15 protein-coding genes are annotated in these 18,197 nt (G+C 75.1%); 1 reads left to right on the top strand and 14 read right to left on the bottom strand.

The annotated features are described in order from the left end of the window. Nucleotides 1-20 precede the first annotated feature (20 nt). From ABZ576_RS08635 to ABZ576_RS08570, 14 genes are read right to left on the bottom strand one after another with little or no spacing between them, the layout of a single operon-like run. Complete coding sequence (locus ABZ576_RS08635) at nucleotides 21-959, bottom strand: LLM class F420-dependent oxidoreductase (protein WP_360737576.1); 939 nt, start codon at nucleotides 957-959, stop codon at nucleotides 21-23. Next, nucleotides 956-2,227 (bottom strand): nucleotide sugar dehydrogenase, encoded by a 1,272-nt coding sequence (locus ABZ576_RS08630; RefSeq protein WP_360737573.1) that lies wholly within the window; start codon nucleotides 2,225-2,227, stop codon nucleotides 956-958. Before ABZ576_RS08630 ends, ABZ576_RS08635 begins: the two co-directional genes overlap by 4 nt. Next, entirely contained in the window at nucleotides 2,227-3,108 is an 882-nt protein-coding gene (locus tag ABZ576_RS08625; protein WP_360737571.1) for a glycosyltransferase family A protein, read from the bottom strand. Before ABZ576_RS08625 ends, ABZ576_RS08630 begins: the two co-directional genes overlap by 1 nt. Next, complete coding sequence (locus ABZ576_RS08620; RefSeq protein WP_360737569.1) at nucleotides 3,018-3,848, bottom strand: polysaccharide deacetylase family protein; 831 nt, start codon at nucleotides 3,846-3,848, stop codon at nucleotides 3,018-3,020. The genes ABZ576_RS08625 and ABZ576_RS08620 overlap by 91 nt, the downstream gene beginning before the upstream one ends. Beyond that, nucleotides 3,845-5,329 (bottom strand): Ldh family oxidoreductase, encoded by a 1,485-nt coding sequence (locus ABZ576_RS08615; RefSeq protein ID WP_360737567.1) that lies wholly within the window; start codon nucleotides 5,327-5,329, stop codon nucleotides 3,845-3,847. Before ABZ576_RS08615 ends, ABZ576_RS08620 begins: the two co-directional genes overlap by 4 nt. Further along, nucleotides 5,313-6,092, bottom strand: coding sequence for a thioesterase domain-containing protein (locus tag ABZ576_RS08610; protein ID WP_360737565.1), 780 nt, complete (start codon nucleotides 6,090-6,092; stop codon nucleotides 5,313-5,315). The genes ABZ576_RS08615 and ABZ576_RS08610 overlap by 17 nt, the downstream gene beginning before the upstream one ends. Further along, nucleotides 6,089-9,880, bottom strand: a complete 3,792-nt coding sequence (locus ABZ576_RS08605) for an amino acid adenylation domain-containing protein (RefSeq protein WP_360737563.1) — start codon at nucleotides 9,878-9,880, stop codon at nucleotides 6,089-6,091. The genes ABZ576_RS08610 and ABZ576_RS08605 overlap by 4 nt, the downstream gene beginning before the upstream one ends. Beyond that, the gene (locus tag ABZ576_RS08600; RefSeq protein WP_360737561.1) at nucleotides 9,877-11,466 is read right to left on the bottom strand and encodes a condensation domain-containing protein; all 1,590 of its coding nucleotides are present in this window, start codon (nucleotides 11,464-11,466) and stop codon (nucleotides 9,877-9,879) included. The genes ABZ576_RS08605 and ABZ576_RS08600 overlap by 4 nt, the downstream gene beginning before the upstream one ends. A 58-nt stretch (nucleotides 11,467-11,524) precedes the next feature. Beyond that, nucleotides 11,525-12,841, bottom strand: a complete 1,317-nt coding sequence (locus tag ABZ576_RS08595) for an MFS transporter (protein ID WP_360737558.1) — start codon at nucleotides 12,839-12,841, stop codon at nucleotides 11,525-11,527. A 40-nt stretch (nucleotides 12,842-12,881) separates the two neighbouring features. After that, on the bottom strand, nucleotides 12,882-13,667 hold the full coding sequence (locus tag ABZ576_RS08590; RefSeq protein ID WP_360737556.1) for a sulfotransferase: 786 nt from the start codon (nucleotides 13,665-13,667) through the stop codon (nucleotides 12,882-12,884). Continuing rightward, nucleotides 13,664-14,536, bottom strand: a complete 873-nt coding sequence (locus tag ABZ576_RS08585) for a sugar phosphate isomerase/epimerase family protein (RefSeq protein WP_360737553.1) — start codon at nucleotides 14,534-14,536, stop codon at nucleotides 13,664-13,666. Before ABZ576_RS08585 ends, ABZ576_RS08590 begins: the two co-directional genes overlap by 4 nt. Next, nucleotides 14,533-15,495 (bottom strand): hypothetical protein, encoded by a 963-nt coding sequence (locus tag ABZ576_RS08580; RefSeq protein ID WP_360737551.1) that lies wholly within the window; start codon nucleotides 15,493-15,495, stop codon nucleotides 14,533-14,535. Before ABZ576_RS08580 ends, ABZ576_RS08585 begins: the two co-directional genes overlap by 4 nt. Next, nucleotides 15,492-16,466, bottom strand: a complete 975-nt coding sequence (locus ABZ576_RS08575) for a Gfo/Idh/MocA family oxidoreductase (protein ID WP_360737548.1) — start codon at nucleotides 16,464-16,466, stop codon at nucleotides 15,492-15,494. The genes ABZ576_RS08580 and ABZ576_RS08575 overlap by 4 nt, the downstream gene beginning before the upstream one ends. A gap of 49 nt (nucleotides 16,467-16,515) precedes the next feature. Then, complete coding sequence (locus ABZ576_RS08570) at nucleotides 16,516-17,346, bottom strand: amidohydrolase family protein (protein WP_360737545.1); 831 nt, start codon at nucleotides 17,344-17,346, stop codon at nucleotides 16,516-16,518. 222 nt (nucleotides 17,347-17,568) lie between these two features. Between ABZ576_RS08570 and ABZ576_RS08565 the strand changes: the two genes are divergently transcribed. Continuing rightward, nucleotides 17,569-18,072 (top strand): NUDIX hydrolase, encoded by a 504-nt coding sequence (locus tag ABZ576_RS08565; RefSeq protein WP_360737542.1) that lies wholly within the window; start codon nucleotides 17,569-17,571, stop codon nucleotides 18,070-18,072. Nucleotides 18,073-18,197 lie beyond the last annotated feature (125 nt).

The raw sequence follows: 18,197 nt of genomic DNA, 5'->3' as shown, positions 1-18,197 counted from the left end.
GGCGGCGGCCGTCACGGGCCTCAGGCGAGCTGGGGCATGACCTCCGCGGCGACGACTTCCAGGTGGTCGCGGTCCTCCAGGTCGAACGGCTGGAGGTAGACGCGGTCGACGCCCGCCTCGACGAACCGGCCGATCCGGTCGACGACCTCGGACGGCGTGCCGGAGATGCGGCTCTTGGCGAATGCGCCGCCCTCGGGCCCCAGGGCGGCGGCGCGGCGGCGCCATTCCGCGTCGGTGCGGCCGCAGCACAGCACCTGGGCGACGGAGAGGCCGAGGCTGTCCGGGTCGCGGCCGGCGCTGCGGCACGCCTCGCGGACGCGGTCGAAGAGCGGAACGGTCGCGTCCAGGGAGAGGAAGGGAACGTTGAACTCGTCGGCGTAGCGGGCGACCAGGCGGGGGGTGCGGATCGGTCCGTCGCCGCCGATCAGGAGGGGCGGCCTGGGCCGCTGGACCGGCTTGGGCAGGGCCGGCGAGTCCGTGAGCCGGTAGTACCTCCCCTCGTGGGTGAAGGTCTCCCCCGGTGGGGTCTCCCACAGGCCCGTGATGACGGCGAGCTGCTCCTCGAAGCGGTCGAACCGCTCCCCCAGCGGGGGGAAGGGGATGCCGTAGGCGGTGTGCTCCGCCTCGTACCAGCCGGTGCCCAGGCCGAGTTCGACCCTGCCGCCGCTCATCCGGTCCACCTGCGCCACCGTGATCGCCAGGGGACCGGGGAGGCGGAAGGTGGCCGAGCTCATCAGGGTGCCCAGCCGGATCCTGCTCGTCTCCCTGGCCAGTCCCGCAAGGACGGTCCAGGAGTCGATCGGACCCGGCAGACCCGGTACGTCGCCCAGCTTCAGGTAGTGGTCGGAGGTGAAGAAGCCCTCGTATCCGCAGTCCTCGGCGGTGCGGGCCACATCGAGCAGCCGGGCGTAGTCGGTGCCCTGCTGCGCTGCCGTGTAGACGCTCAGCCTGGGTTTCATGCGTGCCTCCGGGGGTCGTACACAAGACGTGCGCGGTGCAGGAGTGCGGTGTCGTAGACGGAGTGGTGCTGGGCGACGAGCACGAGGTCGGCCTCGGCGATCACCGCGCCGAGGCGGGACACGGACTTGTGGTGCGTGCCGTCCACCACCAGTTCGGGGACGTGGGGGTCGTGGACGCGGACCTGGGCGCCGCGGGCGGTCAGCTCGCGGACGAGGGGTACGACGGGGCTGTTGCGGATGTCGGACACATTGGGCTTGTAGCTGACGCCGAGGACGAGGACCTCGGCTCCGGCCAGTGGGGTCCCCGCCGTCCGCAGCAGCGTCTCGCACAGGTCGACGACCCTGACCGGGCGTTCGTCGTTGATGCGCTGGGCCAGCTCCACCAGGTGCAGCGGTGTCCCGGCGGCGCGCGCGGAGTGCGCCAGGTACAAGGGGTCCACGGGGATGCAGTGGCCGCCGACGCCGACGCCCGGGTAGAAGGGCTGGAACCCGAACGGCTTGGTCGCGGCCGCGTCGATCACCGCCGTCGCGTCGATGCCCAGGGCGTCGCAGTAGGCGGCGAACTCGTGGACGAGTCCGAGGTTGACCTGGCGGTAGGTGTTCTCCAGGACCTTCGTGGCCTCGGCCTCGCGCAGCCCTCCCGTGACGTGCACCGAGGACACGACGCCTTCGTAGAGCTCCTTCGCGCGCAGGGCGCACACCGGGGTGAGACCGCCGATCACGCGCGAGGTGTCGGCGGAGTCGAACACCGGGTTGCCGGGGTCCACGCGCTCCGGGACGTGCGCCAGGCCGAAGTGCACGCCGGCGACGAGACCGGAGCGTTCCAGGACGGCCCGGACCACGCCGTCCGTCACCCCTGGGTAGACGGTGGACTCGATCACCACCAGCTGGCCGGGGCGCAGGTGGGCGGCGACCGTGCCGCAGGCGGCACGCAGGGCGGTCAGGTCCGGTTCCCCGGCGGCGTCGACGGGGGTGGGCACGCAGACCACCACCGCGGAGCAGTCGGCCAGGGCCTCGGTGTCGTCCACGGCGGACAGCGCGTCACCGAGCCGTCGTATCCGGTCGTCGGGGACGGTGTCGACGGGGCTGCGGCCGTCGCGGAGCGTCGCCGTCACCTCGGGGCGGCTGTCCACACCGACCACCGGGTGCCCGGCCTCCGCGAAGGCGACCGCCTGCGGCAGTCCGGCGTAGCCGAGGCCGACGACCCCGACGCGGCAGCGTGCCGTCACGGGGGTGCGCCTGCTGACCGGCAGGGTGAGTTCCGTCATCACGCACCGCGCCGGATCGTCGTGGCGGCCGCGCTCTGCGCCGGCCGGTCCCCGGGTCCGTGCCCTACGGCCGCCGGGGCCGCCGTCTCCTCCCGGGTACGGGGCATCAAGCGGCCGAGGGCGTGCAGGACGCCGAGGGCCCGGTTCAGCTCGCGCACCGCGTGGTCGTCACCGACGGCGCTGTGGCGGGCGGTGGCGACGAGGTCGGAGACGGTCATGCGCTCGGGGTGATCGATTCCCGCGGACCAGGCGTTGCGCAGGGCGGCGGGCCAGCCCTTGCCGTTGCGGTGGGCGATCACCAGGTCGGGGTGGAACCGGACGGGCGTCCCCGCCTCGCGGAGGGAGCGGGCCAGGCTGTTGTCACCGCCCACCCCTTCGTTGCTGAATCCGTGCACCCCGTGGAACGCCGAGGTGAGCACGGAGCCGTTGCCGCAGGCGAAGAAGTCGACCGGGGTGCCCTCGCCCAGTCCCCGGTAGCGGGCGTCGTAGCGCGCCTGCCGGGCGCGGGAGACGAGACCGGCGTCGAAGCCCAGGACCCGGCCGGTGAGGGCCGGCCGGTCGGTGTCCACCCCGGCCGCCACCGCAAGCCAGTCGCCCCGCGGTACGGCGTCGTCGTCCAGGAAGGCCAGCACGTCGCCGTCCGCGACCTCGACGCCCAGGCGCCTGCTGGCCCCCGCGCCGAGCCGGTCGCGGTTGCGCAGCAGGACCACGGGGAGGCCGCTGTCGCGGGCCGGTGCCGTGGCGTCGGGGTCGGTGGAGGCGTCGTCCACCACGACGACCTGGTGCAGTGTCAGTCCGGCGGGCAGCCGGTCGGCGCACTCGGCCAGGCCGTCGAGACATCGGCGCAGGTCCGCTGCCCTGTTGCGGGTGGGGATGAGCACCGAGATCCGTACCACTGTTCTCTCCAATCTGCGGCCATCGCGGGCCAGCGGTCGGTCTCGTCGACCGGCAGGTAGGTGCGCCGGATCTCCAGCGGGCGATCCGTCCAGGGCGCGGGGGCGGACTTCACCGTGCCGAAACCGAGCACGGTGGACGGCACCGGGTTCACCTCGGGGACGAGGCCGTAGGGGTAGGCGAAGGAGTGCACGGGGCGGCCGGTCCGCTCGGCCACGTCCCGCAGCGCGCCGTGCACCTCGCGGGCGGCGCCCGCCGGGTCCAGGCGGTCGAGTTTCGGGTGGGTGCGGGTGTGCGCGGACAGGACGTGACCGGCGGCCGCCAGGTGACCGGCTTCCGCCCAGTCGAGGTAGGACTCCCTCGGCGGCAGGGCGGCGCGCTGCCGCGGCGTCATCGCGGACGCGGCGTCGAGCCGTTGTGTGGTGCAGAACAGCAGGACGCGGACGTCGAACTCGGCCAGTACGGGCGCGGCCAGGGTGAGCGTGTCGCGGTAGCCGTCGTCGAAGGTGAACAGCACGCTCGGTTCGTCGGGTGGTCGGAAGCCCGGTACGACGCCGGCGGGGTCCAGCGCCGGTCCGACCCGGCGCAGGACCGTTTCGAGGCCGCGGCGGAAGTCGTCCGGGTCCAGCGAGGTGTAGTGCCGGACCTGCGGGTTGACGTGGTGGAAGTAGAGCACGAGCGGCCAGCCCGCGGCGCTGCCGAGGGCGGGGTCGGCGAGCGGCGTCATGAGGCGTCCCAGCCCAGTGCCGTGACGATCGACGCGGGCAGTTCCAGGCCCTGCTTCTCGGCGTGTTCGGCCTTGGTCTCCTCCAGCTGGTCGGGGAAGTAGGGCCGTTCGGGCACGGTGTCGTGGCCCGCCTCCACGGCATCGCGCAGCTGTGTGACGAGCGCTCCGAGGCCGGCCGGTGCGGCGGGCGCGTCGGAGCGCACCGCGGGGTCGGTGAAGTGCCGGACCGAGAACCCGACGAACAGCTGCGCGCAGCGCATGACCTCGCCCGTCCGGGTGACCTGCCGGGCCACGTCCGGGCTGACCAGGCCGCCGGCCAGGCCGCCGGCCAGGATCTCGGCGATCAAGGTGATGCACAGGCCCTTGTAGTCGCCGAACAGGGGGATGGAACCGCCCTGGTCGAGTGCGGCGGGGTCGGTGGTGGGGGTGCCCTCCGGGTCCAGCAGCCAGCCCGGGGGGACGGGTTCGCCGCGGTGCCGGGCGTCCCTGATCTTGCCCGCGGCGACGACCCCGGTGGCGAGGTCGATACAGAACGGCTCTTCGGCCGGCGTGGGGGTGACCAGGCAGACGGCATTGCTGCCGAGGGTGGGGCGGCGGGCGCCCGGCGCGGCCACGGAGGGTGCCGAGATGTTGAGCAGCAGGCCGGCCACGCCGTGCTCCTGGAAGGGCCGGCGGTAGGCGGCGAGCATGCCCACGTGGTTGTTGGTGTGCACGGCGACGGCGGCCAGGCCGTGCTCGGCGGCGGTGCCGGCGCACCAGCGGGCGGCCAGGTCGGCGGCCGGCTGGCCGAACCCGCCGCCCGCGTCGACCGAGGCCAGCGTGGACGTGACGGGGGTGAGCCGGGGTTCGGCGGCGGCGACGATGCCGCCGTCCGCGATCCGCCGCAGATAGGTCGGCAGCAGGGCGACACCGTGCGAGGCGTGGCCGCGCCGGTCGGCGTCGACGAGGACGTCGGCGACGAGGGAAGCGGTGGCGGCGCCGGTGCCGGCCTCGGTGAGGGAGCGGTGGGTGCGCCGCCGTACCTCGTCCAGGGTCATGCGCACGGCCGGCGGGGGCGCGGGCCGCCGCGGCTCGGCCAGGAAGCGGCCGCCCTGGAGGGCCAGCGTGCGGTGGTCGCCCGGGACCGGCGCCGACGTCCAGCCGGGGCCGCCGAGCACCAGGACGGCGGCGCCCGGCCCGTTCGGGAGGGCCGGGCCGGTCCCCGTCCCGGCCGGACGGTCGCCGGCGTCCAGGACGAGCGTCTCCCCCGCGCGGGGGCGCGCGCCGAGGGTGGCGGTCCGGGCGCGGGCCGCCCGGACCGTGCCGTAGCGGGGGCGCAGGCGGCCGGTGAGCAGCGCGGTGAGGCTCCGCCGGGCCGGGGCGTCGAGACCGGTGACCAGCACCGTCTCGCCCTCGGCGACGCGCAGGTCGGCGCCGCGCAGCAGGACGCGTTCTCCTCCGTCCGGTCCCAGGGCCAGTACGACGTCAGACAGTTCCAGCACGGTGGTCCCCCTCCGGAGCGGTCGGCGGCAGCCAGGCGGTGAGCGCGGCGGCGACGCCGACGGGGTTGGTGGCCAGCAGCAGGTGGCCCCCCTTCACGGGAGCGATGTCCAGGGCCAAGACGCTGCCGCGCCATGCCTCCACGGAGTCGACCGGGCAGCCCGCGTCGTCGGGGGCGTGGAGCGCCAGGGCGGGAGCGGGCGAGGTCATCGCCGGGTCGGTCCGCTCGGGCAGCCACTCGGCGAGGGCGGTGAAGTCGGCTCTCAGGGAGGGCAGCAGCAGTTCGAGCAGCTCGGGCATGTCGGCGATCTCCTCCGGGACGCTTCCCATGGCGATCACCTGACGGATGAACTCGGCGTCTGGGGCGGTGGCGTCCGGCAGGTCGCCGGGCCAGGAGGGAGCCGACCGGGACACCAGGACGAGTCCCGGCACGGTCGTGCCCCGCCCGGCCAGCTCGATCGTGGCCAGCCAGGCGACGAGGGCGCCGGAGCACTGGCCCAGCAGGACGGGGGCGGCGCCGGTGAGGGCCGCGGCCTCGGTCGCTGCGGCGACGGTGTCCCCGACCATGTCGGCCAGCCGGGAGGGGGGTTCGTCGAGGAAGCGGGACTCCCGGCCGCCGAAGGCGACGCCTGCCACCAGCCAGTTCTCCGGGAGGGCGGCCCGCAGCGGGTTGGCGGTCGCGGAGCCGCCGCCGGCGTGCGGGACGACGAGTACGGTGCGTGCCGGATTCTCGGGGTGTTCCTCCGGCAGGGCGAATGTCGTCATGACGGGCGGCCTCCCACCGTGGTGAGCTCGGGGCGGATGAGTTCGGACAGCGTGCGGAAGGTGGGCGAGGCGTACAGCTCCCGGGGGGCGACACGCACTCCGTGCTCCCTGGTGAGCCAGGCCAGCAGACGGGCGAAGGCCAGGGAGTCGCCGCCGGAGCGGAAGAACTCCGCGTCCGGCCCGGAGGGCGGACGACCGAGCGCCTTCGTCCAGGCGAGCCGGGCGAGAGCGGCGGCGGGGTCCGGGGCCGGGTCGGCGGTGCGGGCCGGCCCCACCGCGGCAGCCGACTCGGGAACGGCAGCCGACCCGGGAGCGGCGGACGCGCGGGGTCCGGAAGCCGCGTCGGGACGGGCGGACGCCTCGGATCCGGAAGACGCCTGGGACCGGGGAGCCGCCTCGGGTGCGGCAGCCTCCCCGGGCCCCCCGGCCGCCTCCGGCCCCGATGCCGCCTCGGACCCCCAAGCCGCCTCGGACCCGGCGGACTCCCCGGCCCCGGCGGGCGCGTCGGTCGCCGAAGCCGCCGTGGCCCCGGAGGACCGCTCGGGCGAGGGAGCCGGCGGGCCCGGTTCCGGTGCCGTGGGTGGCCGCTCCTCGTCCAACGGCCGTGCCCCGGCCGCGACGGCCTCCGCGTCCACCTTCCCGTTGGTGGTCAGCGGGATCGTGTCGAGCACCGACCACAGGGCGGGGACGCAGTAGCCCGGCAGGATGCGGGAGAGGCGGGCGGCCAGTTCCGACGCGGACGGGCCGGACGGGCCGTCGGGTACGACACCGGCCACCAGGCGCCGCTGTGCCGCGTCCGGGCCGACGGCGACGACCGCGGCGTCCTTCACACCGGGCTGTGCGGCCAGCGCGAGACGGATCTCGTCCAGTTCCACCCGGTAGCCCCGGATCTTCACCTGCCGGTCCGCGCGGCCGAGGAAGCGCAGCTGCCCGGTACCGGTCAGCCGGACGAGGTCACCGGTGCGGTAGGCGCGCTCGCCCGCGGCCGGGACCACGCGGAAGGAGTCCGCCGTGCGTTCGGCGTCGCCCGCGTAGTCCAGCGCGAGGCCCAGCCCGGTGACGTACAGCTCGCCGGTGCCGCCGGGCGGCACCGGCCGTCCCGACGCGTCGAGGACCAGCGCTCCGCTGCCGGGCAGGGGGGTGCCGATGGGCAGTGGGCCGATCGCCTCGGAAGGGTCGTCGAAGTGGGCCACGGTGCTGAACGTGGTGTTCTCCGTGGGGCCGTAGCCGTTGGTGACGCGCAGGCCCGGGTACCGGGTGAGCAGGTCGCGCACCTGCTCGGGCGGCACCACGTCACCGCCGGCGAGGACGTGCGAGGCGCGGGCGAAGCCGTGCGGCGCGAAGTCGGCCATGAGCCGGAAGAGCCCCGCCGTCAGCCACAGCACGTCGACCTCGCGTTCCAGCAGGAAGCGGGCCAGCTCCGCCGGGGTGACCAGGCCGGGCGGATGGACCTCGACGCAGCCCCCGGCGACCAGCGGGGCGAAGACCTCCAGGGTGGAGGCGTCGAAGGCGAGCGGAGCGAGCCTCAGCATCCGCCGTCCGGGGCCGCAGGAGACGACCCGGCCGGGCGAGGGCCACACCAGCCGCGCCACGGCCCGGTGCGGCACCCGCACCGCCTTGGGCAGCCCGGTCGAGCCCGAGGTGAAGGCCGTGTAGGCCACCCGGTCGCCGCGCGGGGCGGGCGGCCGCACCTCGGGCCGCCGCTCGCGGGACGCGGGACGGGCGTCGGCGGCCGCGAGACGGCGTACCGCGCGCGGGCAGGCGCTCTCGGCCCGCCGGGCGAACGCGGCGCTCGCCGGATCGCTGCCGGCGAGGACGGCCGCGGGGGGCAGGACCCGCAGGAGCGTGCGCAGCCGTTCGTCGGGGGTGCCCGGGTCGATGGCGACGTAGTGGGCGCCGACGGCGAGGACGGACAGTACGGCGACGATCTCCTGGGCGCCGCGCTCCAGGGCCAGCAGCACCGGGTCGCCGTCGGTGACGCCGGCCTCGGTGAGTGCGGCGGCCTGGGCGGTCACGGCCCGGACCAGCTCCGTGTAGGTGAGCGTGGTGTCCCCGTCCCGGACGGCCGGGGCGTCGGGGTGGGCGCGGGCGGTGGCCAGCACCAGGGACCACAGGTCGCTGTCGGCGACCTCCGGCGGCAGCGCGGGCCCGGTGCGCAGCGCGTCGAGCCGGGCCTGCTGGGCGGGGGATATGGTCCGGACCCCGGCGAGCGGCCCGGCGGGCCGCCCGGCCAGTTCCTGCAGGGTCCACTCGACCGCGTCCAGCAGGTCGTGGGCCTCGTCGGGCAGGAAGGCGCCGTGCGCGTACTCGAGGACCAGTCGCGGCTCGTCGCCCGTGCGCTGGACGTAGAGGGTGGCGTCGAACGGGGCGCCGTGGCAGTGCCCTTCGTGCAGGCGGAGGGTGACCCCGCCCCGCCGTACCCGTTCCGGTACCAGGTCGTCGTGCGCGCCGAGGACGAACTGCACGAGCGGGTTGCGCCGGCGGTCGTGCGGCACGCCGAGGGCCGGTACGAGGTCCTCGACGGGGACGTCGGAGGCGGCCACGGCGTCCGCGAGCGCGTCGGCGACGGCTGTGACGTACTCGGTGACGGTCGCGGTGTCGTCCGGGACGCAAGCCACGGGGACGAGGTTGGAGCAGGGGGCGAGCACGCCGTGCAGGGCGGGGTCGCGGCGGCCCGCGACGGGCACGCCGACGAGGAGTTCCCGGGCGCCGCTGCGCCGGGCCAGGACCAGGGCGTAGGCGGCCAGCAGTACGGCGGTGCCGGTGGTGCCGGTGGCGCGGGCCAGGTCGCGCCAGGCGCGGGCCGCGGCCGGGCCGAGGGCGGCGGGCAGCCGCTCGCCGACCACCTCCCAGCGGGCGGGACGCCGGACGTCGCCGGGCAGTTCGAGCACGTGGGGCACCGAACGCAGGCGGTCGGCCCGGTCGCGCAGCGTCTCCTGCCAGGCGGGCGTGGCGGTGCGGGCCCGGTGGGCGGCGAGCACGCTCTCCGGGCTGGGGGCGGGGGCGGGCGGGGCCTGTCCGGCGAGCAGGGCCGCCAGTTCGTCGAAGAGGACGCCGAACGACCAGGCGTCCAGCAGCGCGTGGTGGGCCAGGACGGACACCAGCAGGCGGTCGGCGGCGCCGCTCCGGGTCACGCGGGTCACGGTGAAGTGGACCGGGGGCCGTTCGTAGGGGCGCAGCAGAGCCGTGCCGGCCCCCGCCAGCTGCGTGTGCACGACGGCGACGGGGTCGGTGCCGTCGGAGATCCGCAGGTTCTGGTGCCGGATGACGGGCCTGGCGTACGGGACGATCCGGCGGCCGACCCTGCCGGTCTCGGGGTCGGCCGGCAGGAACACGGTGCGCAGGCCCTCGTGCCGCTCGACCAGTGCGGTCAGCGCGGCGGGCACAGCGGAGGCGGGGGCGCCGTCCACCTCGGCGGTGAACAGCAGGTGGTAGGCGGCGCCGGGGGCGAGGTCCTCGACGCCGAGCATGCCGGTCTGCCCGGGCAGCGCGGCGCGTCCGGCGGCCGGCTCGGCGGGGTCGGGCGGGGGTGCGGCCGGGGGCGGCGGGCCGGCGGCGCGCAGCACCGCGGCGACGGGTTCCCGGCCGAGAATCCGGTGCAGGGGCAGGTCGGCGCCGGCCCGGGCGGCGTCGCCGACGAGACGCAGGGCCTGGAGGGAGGAGCCGCCCAGGGCGGTGAAGGACAGGCGCTCGGACCGCTCGCGTACCTCGGCGGGCGGCAGGCCCAGCGCGCCGGCGGCCAGCGGCAGCAGGGTCGCGAAGCCGGGTGCGGCGGTGGGCCCGGTCATCGGGGCGTACCCCCGTCGGCCGGGACGGGGTCGCCGCCGGCGAGTTCCGGCAGCAGCGCCGTCGCCCCGTCCAGCAGCTGCCGTACCGTTTCCTCGGTGTAGTGGTCCGTGCTGTACCGGATGGTCAGCACGAGCCGGTCGGCGACCACGTCGCCCTCCACGTTGAGCACCCACGGTTCGCTCTGCCGCGCCGACCGTCGGCTGCCGCCCGCGGTGTCGGCCGGGCGCAGCCAGCGGCCCACCCGGTCGTTGACCTGGTTGATGCGGCTGCGGAAGTTGAGCCGGATACCGCTGCCGCGCAGGGCGTCGGAGCCCTGCGTGCCACCGGCCGGCAGCCGGTCCCCCGCGTGGCGCAGTGCGTCGAAGCCGAACGTGTGCCGGGGGACGGCCGCGAGGTCGGCGAGGGCGTCGGTCCGCCAGGAGGCGCGCGGCCCGGAGTGGATGACCACGGGGTAGGTGGACTGGAGGTAGCCGAGTGCGCTGGTGATGTCGTGGCCGCCGGGGACGCCGTCCCGGCCGTGGTGGTACGTGTCCACGCTGACGGCGGGCAGGCCGAACCGCTCGGCCACGGACCGGGCGACGGCGGCCAGGACGAGCAGCCCGACCGGGTGTCCGAGCCGCCCGGCCGCCGTCTGGAGGGCGGCGGTGTGCCGTTCGTCCAGCCCTGCCGTGACGGCGGTGGAGGTCGCCAGCGTTCCCGGCCCGCCGGAGTCGGTGGGCACCGCGGGCACGTCCGGCAGGCCGAGCGCGGCCCAGCGCGCCGCGTCCTCCTCGGCCCGCGGGGACGCGAGCCAGCCGGCCAGGTCGGCGGCGAGGTCACGGGGCTGGGCGGCGGGCCGCCCGGGATCGCGGCCGGTCAGCGCGTCCTCCAGTTCGTCGGCCAGCATCGTCAGGGAGTAGCCGTCGAGGGTGAGGTGGTGCACGGCGATCTGGAGGTAGCGCTGCCGGGGCAGCCACAGGGCGTTGAACACGCGGCCCTCGGCGAGGCGGTGGCCGCGCACCGCCTCCTCGAACGCCTCGGCGAGCCGGCTGTCGTCGGTGTCCACGGTGGTGAACTGTCCGTCCGGTGCCCGCGCGAGGACCTCGGCGGCCGGGCCGTCGGGGCCGTCCAGCAGGTAGCGGGTGCGCAGCGCCTCGTGCCGGTCGCTGAGCCGGCGTACGGCGGCCTCGATCCGCTCGGCGTCGACCTTGTCGCCGCCGGGTGTGGTCTCGGGCACGTCGAAGACCCAGACGAAGCCGAAGTGGTCGGGGTCCGTGAAGGCGTTGGAGATCCAGCGCGACTGGCAGGGCAGCAGGGGCACGGGTCCGGCGGAGGGCGCCTGCGGTGCCCGGCTCGCGGTCGAGTTGTCCGCGTGCAGGCGGGCGAGGATGCCGCCGAAGGTACGGCCGTGCAGGAAGTCGGCGGGACCGGCGGCGTAGCCGGCCTTGCGCAGCTGGGTGACGCTGCGCACCATCAGCAGCGAGTCCCCGCCGGCGGCGAAGAAGTCGGCGTCCCGGCTGGACGGGGGCTTGCCCAGGGCGGCCTGCCACACGTCCGAGAGCAGCCCGGCGAGGGCGTCCGGGCCGGAGTCGACGGATTCCGTCATGGTGAACTGGGTCCTTTCCTTACGGTCTCGCGTACCGGCCGTGAGCCGGCGGTGGCGCTCAACTCGCGGGAGGGGTGGCGCTCTCGGACTCGGTCGGGGAGGCGGCGGGGGGCTGCGCGGTGTCCGGTCCGGCCGCCGTGCGCACCAGCCGCGCCGACGCCAGGCAGCCGACGGCGAGCAGGGCGGCCAGGGCGAACCAGGCCAGGTCCGCGTCGGCGGCGACGAGGGTGGTGACCAGCACCGGCCCGACCGCTTCCTGGGCGGCCAGACTCAGCCCGAACAGGGACAGGTAGCGGCCGCGCAGCCGCTCCGGTGCCAGGCTCATGGACACCGTCCACTCCCCGACCGCGCCGAAGAGCTCGGTCAGGGTGTGGGCGAGGACCGCCAGCACCAGCAGACCGATCACCAGCGCCGTGGTGTCGCCGGAGCGGTGCGCCGCCCAGTATCCGAGCGCGGCGAGGACGAACAGCAGCGCGGCCGCCCGGTAGACGCGCGGCGCCTGGGCGGGCGAGGTGCAGCTCTTGGCCGTGCGCATCTGCAGCAGCACGACGAGCACGGTGTTGAAGGTGAACAGCAGGCCGACGAGTCCTGCGGGGGCGCTGGTGTACTCGTACACCCACAGTGGCATGCCGATGGTGAACGCGGTCGAGTACATCAGGACGAGGACGTTGAGCACCGCGAGGCTCGTGTAGCGCCGGTCGGCCAGCACCTGCCGGTAGCCGGCGCGTGGGCCGCCCGGCTCGCCGGTGTGCGCGGGCCGCACGGGACGGATGACGGGGATGGTGAGGACGAGGGCGATGGCCCCCGTGTAGGAGACGGCGTTGACCACCAGCACCGCGTGGTAGCCGGTGTGCGAGCCGAGGGCCAGGACGGCCGCGGTGGCCAGGCCGCCGATGCCGAACCCGACGTTGAGCACGGCCCGTTGGAAGGCCATGAGGGGGACCTGGTCCTCGGCGTCGGCGATGGTGGTGAGGAAGACCTTCCGGGCCGGGTTGACCATGCGGTCCGCGGCGTGGGCGACGCTCGCCACGACGACGAGACCGGCCCAGTCGCGGACGCCGAGGAAACCGGCGTACGCCGCCGCGCCCGCCGCCCAGCAGGAGACCACCACCTTGCGCGCGCCGAACCGGTCGATCAGCGTGCCGGACAAGGGGGTGGCGAGGCTGCCGACGAGTCCGGCGATGCCGAGGCCGGCTCCGACGGAGCCGGCGCTCAGGCCGACCACGACCGTGAAGTAGAGGACCGAGATCGGCAGGAACATGCCGGTGCCGACGGCGTCCACGATCGCGACCAGGGCCCAGCGCTTCGCCGCGGGTGCGTCCGGCACGCCCGCGCGGCTCAGGACGGCCCGTCCCCACGCTCCCCTTGTGCTCATGGAATCTCCCTCGGCTGGTCGGTGGCGTCGGCCCGGCGGGTCACGGGGTGCGCAGGCCCAGCAGCGTCTGCCACAGGCGGGTGATGTGCTCGGGCAGCGGCTCCTGCTCGGGCTCGCCGGCCCGTTCGGTGAGCTGCGGCGCGTACGGCGACAGGTCCAGTCCGATCGCCCGGGACAGCCGGCCCAGGTCCTCGCCGGCGCAGACACGGCCGTATTCCACGACGGTGGCGCGGGCGGGGTCGCGCGTGGCGGGATGCGCCAGCCACTGCTGGTGCCAGGCGGCCCACTTCTCCAGCGCGTCCCGCCAGGTGCCGGGCCGCCACGGCCGGTCGCCGGTCCACCTCAGCATGGAGCGGGCCACGGCGGCCGGGTGGCGCACGAGGAGCACCCAGTGGGCGTCGGGCAGGGTGTCGGCGAGCCCGTCGAGTTCCAGCAGGTACTCGTTGTACTTGTCGCCGTAGCGGGTGGCGCCCGCGTACGCCTCCCGTACCAGGTGTCTGCGCAGGGCCGCCGCGTCGGTGACGCGGCCGTCGGCCACGTCGGCGGCCGCCGTGCGCAGGACCTTCTCCACGTTCTCCAGCCAGCGCTCGCTGTGCCGGCCGTAGGGCGGCTTGCGGTGCAGGGCGTGCAGGATCTCGTCCACCCGCAGGTGCCGGCCGGTCACGTCCGTCCGGCTGCACCAGCGGTGCAGCAGGTAGGGCAGTTTGCCGTTGATGGTGAACGTGCCGCCGACGTCGGCGAAGGCCTCGTCGAGGACACCGGCGAGGGCGGTGGTTCCCGAGCGTTGGGCGCCGAGCAGCACCACCGGGGGCGCGGCCGGGCTCATGAGGTCTCCAGCAGTTCCCGGGGGAGCCGGTCGCACAAGGCCCGCAGCAGCTGCATGCACTCGACGCTGGCCGCGAAGCCGTCCCGGGAGAAGTCCTCGCCCCAGGGACGGTCGCGGTTGACGGGCGAGAGGACCCGGCCGTGGCGCCAGTGGGTCTCGAGGCTGAGGAAGCCGGTGTAGCCGTCGTCGGCCAGGCGGGCGAGCATCGTCGGCCAGTCCAGGTCCCCGTCGCCCAGCCGGACATAGCCGTTGGTGCCGTCCGGGTCTTTGACGTGCACGTGCCTGATGAGGTGGCGGCCCATCAGGTAGTCCGAGGGGTAGCGCACGGGGCCCCAGCCGCCGCGTACGGCGTTGGCGGGGTCCCAGAGCACGCCGATGTCGTCCCGGCCCAGCGCGTCCAGGAAGTCGAGGACCTCCCGCATGTGCGGGGTGTTGCTGCGGGACTCGGTCTCCAGGACCAGGGGGAGGCCCGGGTCCACGCCCTCGAGGAGAGCGGCGACGGCCTCGGCCGCCCGCCGCGGCTCGGGGGCGTGTTCGGTGTCCGTGAAGAAGCTGAATATGCGGGCGTGCGGCGCCCCGAGGCGCACCGCGCGCCGGCAGGAGTCCACCAGTACCCGGCGGGCCTCGGCGAGTTGGTCGTCCGTGGTGGGCAGCGGGCCCTTGAAGATCGGCGGCGCGAAGCCGGCGACGGCCAGTCCGCGCTCGTCGAGGAGCCGGCGGTGGTGGTCGATCTGGTCGTCGGTCAGCTCGTGGGGCGGTGTTTCGTCGTACGACCGCACCTCGACCCCGGCGAAGCCGAGCTGGGCGGCGGTGTCGGCCACCAGGACCGGGTTCTGGGACAACTCGTCACCTATGACGGCGAGTTTCATGAGTGAGCGGCTCCTGGCTCGGTCGGGTACGTCGGGGCGGCCGGCTGCCGGCCGGACGGCGTTCCCGGGCGGATGGCGCCCGGGAGGGGCGGTCGCGTGGTGTCGGGGCCTGTGTCCGCAGGCGCGGCCCGCCGGGGGGTGCCGGATCCGGCGGGCGAGGCCGACTCGGTGCTGCGCGGAGCCCGCTCGGCGGCGGGCGAGGCCGACTCGGTGGCGCCCGGAGCCCGCTCGGCGGCGGGCGAGGCCAGCTCGGCGGCGAGCACGGCGAGGTCGGCGTCCGGGGTGCCGGCGCGCGACTCGACGGTCACGGCGTGCAGCGGGCCGAGGCCGAGCAGGTACGACAGGTCGGACAGGTCGTGCGGGGCCAGCGGGCGGTGCCGGGTGCCCTGCGGAGTGCGCAGGACGCCTTTGACCTGCGCCGCCCGCACGAACGGGGCCAGGGCCCGCAGCTGGGCGCGGTCGGCGCCGCCGATCTCGGCCAGGCCGAGGAGGTCGACCAGGACGCCGACGCCGGTGCGGTCCGCGAGATCGATGAGGCCGGCGGTGTCGGGGCCGCCCGCGTGGGTCTCCACCCACGGCCGCAGGCCGGCCTCGGCGGCGGCGGCGAGCTGCTCGGTCACCAGGGCCGGGTCGGGGCGTTGGACGCAGAAGACCTTGACCGGGTATTCGGCGGGCACCGCCTCCTCGCCGACGGGCCAGCGCGCGGGGTCGCCGAGGTGCCAGCCGACACCGACGAAGAAGACGTCGGCGCCGGTCCGCAGGATGCGGTCGATGCCCGGCCGTACGCCGTCCCGTTCCCAGCCGTGGCCCTTGCCGATGCGCAGGTCCACACCGGTCCCGCCGGCGCCGAGCACCGCGCGGGCCAGTTCCTCGGGGCCGGCCCCGGGCAGGGTGCCGGAGGAGTAGCCGAGGGGCGGGTGGCGGAGGCTGGAGGAGGGCGTGGCGCGGGTGCCGGTCATGCGGCCACCCGGCGGGTCGTACCGACGCGGGAGTGGAGCAGGCCGTCGAGGACCGCGACCACTCCGGTGCTGCGGTCGAGCCGGGACAGGTCCGGGGCCGGGCCGCCGCGCAGCGCGCCGGCGAGCTCGCGGTAGACGTCCTGGCGCAGCTCGGCCGCCGGGCGGGCGGGTGCGGTGAGCGGCCGGCCGTCGAGTTCGCCCGTCGTGGCGCCCGCCCGCACCTCCACCCAGTCCTGCCGCCCCAGCACGGTGAGCTGTTCGAAGCGGGCCGCCGCCCGGCAGGTCACGGTCACGGTGAGCCGCGCGCCGGAGCGGAAGGCGATGTGGCCGGACAGTTCCGTGTCGATGCCCGCGGCGGCGTCCGTCCTGGACAGGCAGGTGACCGCGACGGGTTCGCCGAGCAACTGGCAGGCCAGGTCGAGGTAGTGGGCCCCGAGGTGGACGCTGACCCCGCCCACGGCCGCCTCGGGCTCGGCCCGCCAGCCCTCCCGGTAGTGGTCGTCCGAGCGCGGACGGGAGATCAGCAGGCTGCCCACCGCGTCCGCGAACCGTTCCGGCGCCTTGGTCCGCAGCTGGTCCGGCAGGGCGAAGCGGTGCTGGAACATCACCGTGCTGAACAGGTCCGCGCGGTCCGCGGCGGCGAGGATCCCGTCGAGTTCCGCAGGTGAGCGGGCCGGCAGTTTCTCGACGACCAGGTGTTTGCCCGCGGCCACGGCGTCCGCGACGACGGGTGGCCGGCCGCCCGGCGGCAGGCAGACCGCGACCGCGTCCACCCCCGGGTCGGCCAGCGCCTCCCCCAGGGGGCGCACGGGCAGGCCCGCCTCGCGGGCGCGTCGTGCGGCCGCCGGGTCGGTCTCCACGACGCCGGCCAGCCGTACGCCGTGCAGCGCCTGTACGGCGGCGACGTGCTGTCTGCCCGCGTTGCCGAATCCGACGACGGTGATCCCGACACCGTGTGTGTCTGCCGCCACTGCCCCGTCCTTCCGTGTCACGCCCGGTTGCCCGGCTTCCGTCGCCATGTCAGCGGCCGGCCGGCGACCCGGGCGGCGGACACCACAGCTTCGCGGCGGTCCGTCCGAGGTAGTCCGCGGCGCCCTCCCCGGGCAGCGCGCCGGCCACCTCCCGGGCGTAGTCGACGAGTCCGGCGTAGCCGCGGTCGTGGGTGTGCGGGTAGTCGGAGCCCCAGACGAGGCGGTCCGTCCCGAAGCACCGGCCCAGCTCCCGCAGGAGCGGCGCGGGGTCGGCGTCGGCACCCACGCCGTACAGGTTCATGGTGGAGACCTTCACGTAGAGGTTGTCGTGGGCTCCGACGTCGAACAGAGGTGCCGCGCCCCTGCCGCCGGGGCCGTCGCCGAAGTCGACGAAGCCGCAGTGGTCCAGGATCAGGTCGACCCCGGGGAACCGTTTGGCCAGGGCGGGCACCTGCGGCAGCTGCTCGGGGGTGACCCGCACCAGGACCGGGAGGCCGAGTTCCTCCGCGCTCTCCAGCAAGGGGTGGCAGCGGGGATCGATGGTCCCGGATCCGGTCGCCAGGTTCAGCCGTACGCCCGCCAGTTGCTGTTCGCGGACCATCCGGTGGAGGGCGGCGCGCGACGCGGCCGGTTCGCCGATGTCGACGACGGCCACGCCGCGCAGCCGGTCGGGGTGGGCCGCACAGCTGTCGGCGAGGTAGCTGTTGTCACTGCCGTAGACCTGGATCGGCTGAACGAGGATCGTCCACGCGACGCCCCCTTCGTCCATGAGCGCCAGCAATTCCTCCGCAGTGACGGGATGAGTGCTGTACCAGGCGTTCTCGTCTCCGCCGCGGAGAATCGACGGATAGCGAGAGGCATCCTCCGCGATGATGTGCACGTGCGAATCCACTATCACTGTTGGCGACCCCCGTCGATTCGTGGCGCGTTTCCGCGATCTTTTGCTATCACAGCGCTTTCGATCACGTCAACGCATTAATTTCTGCGTGACGCGCTTCGGACGCGCTTCTCCTCCGGCCCATCACGGACCTCGTCCGCACAGTTTCTTCACGGGTTAGCAACCCCTTGACACGAGCACGCCGCCGGACGGACGATTCCCGGCGTGGCCGATTCACAGAGCAATTCATCGACAGCTCGCGCCCGCGCTGCCGCAGGCGTCCTTTTCTTCGACGAGCAGGGTCGCATCATGCTCGTTCAACCGACCAACCGCGACGACAAATTCCTCGGCATTCCGGGCGGTTATGTCCCGCCCGGGGAGACTCCTTACGAAACCGCCGTACGCAAGGTCAGGGAAGAACTCGGAATCGATGTACCGGTAGGTCGCCTCCTTGTGGTCGACTGGGCCCCTTCCGGCGACGACGAGAAGATCGTTTTCGTTTTCGAGGGGACGGTCCTGGACGCGGCGACACAGGCCCGGATCCAGCTCAATCCGGAATCGACGAGTGCTTTCGACTTCTACGAGCCGGAGCGTACGTCGGATCCCGAGATGCTCATGCTCCGGCTCATCAAGCGCATCGAGGCGGCGGTGCCCGCGCGTGCCGCGCGAACGACCGCGTACCTGGAGCACGGCGAACCGCTCGCCCAGGCCCCGGTGACCGCCGGCTAGGCGCCGGTGACCGCCGGCCGTGGCGGCGGGCCGGCCGCCCGTGGACGGGGCGCGCACGCCGGCCGGCCGTCACCGGGCGGTCTTCGCCGCCGCGGGCCAGGCCCCCGCTCGGGGGCGGCCGACGG

Origin of the sequence: Streptomyces sp. NPDC013455 (genome assembly GCF_040632975.1) — a bacterium.
In the GTDB taxonomy this organism is placed as follows: domain Bacteria; phylum Actinomycetota; class Actinomycetes; order Streptomycetales; family Streptomycetaceae; genus Streptomyces.
The sequence above is the reverse complement of the archived record's forward strand: the minus strand, read 5'-3'. Positions and strand labels throughout refer to the sequence as shown.

Bases quoted from the DNA above. Each gene is read 5' to 3' on its own strand.
- ABZ576_RS08610 (WP_360737565.1), bottom strand. From the start codon at position 6,092: ATGACGACATTCGCCCTGCCGGAGGAACACCCCGAGAATCCGGCACGC.
- ABZ576_RS08620 (WP_360737569.1), bottom strand. From the start codon at position 3,848: ATGACGCCGCTCGCCGACCCCGCCCTCGGCAGCGCCGCGGGCTGGCCG.
- ABZ576_RS08580 (WP_360737551.1), bottom strand. From the start codon at position 15,495: ATGACCGGCACCCGCGCCACGCCCTCCTCCAGCCTCCGCCACCCGCCC.
- ABZ576_RS08590 (WP_360737556.1), bottom strand. From the start codon at position 13,667: ATGAGCCCGGCCGCGCCCCCGGTGGTGCTGCTCGGCGCCCAACGCTCG.
- ABZ576_RS08600 (WP_360737561.1), bottom strand. From the start codon at position 11,466: ATGACGGAATCCGTCGACTCCGGCCCGGACGCCCTCGCCGGGCTGCTC.
- ABZ576_RS08605 (WP_360737563.1), bottom strand. From the start codon at position 9,880: ATGACCGGGCCCACCGCCGCACCCGGCTTCGCGACCCTGCTGCCGCTG.
- ABZ576_RS08595 (WP_360737558.1), bottom strand. From the start codon at position 12,841: ATGAGCACAAGGGGAGCGTGGGGACGGGCCGTCCTGAGCCGCGCGGGC.
- ABZ576_RS08635 (WP_360737576.1), bottom strand. From the start codon at position 959: ATGAAACCCAGGCTGAGCGTCTACACGGCAGCGCAGCAGGGCACCGAC.
- ABZ576_RS08585 (WP_360737553.1), bottom strand. From the start codon at position 14,536: ATGAAACTCGCCGTCATAGGTGACGAGTTGTCCCAGAACCCGGTCCTG.
- ABZ576_RS08630 (WP_360737573.1), bottom strand. From the start codon at position 2,227: ATGACGGAACTCACCCTGCCGGTCAGCAGGCGCACCCCCGTGACGGCA.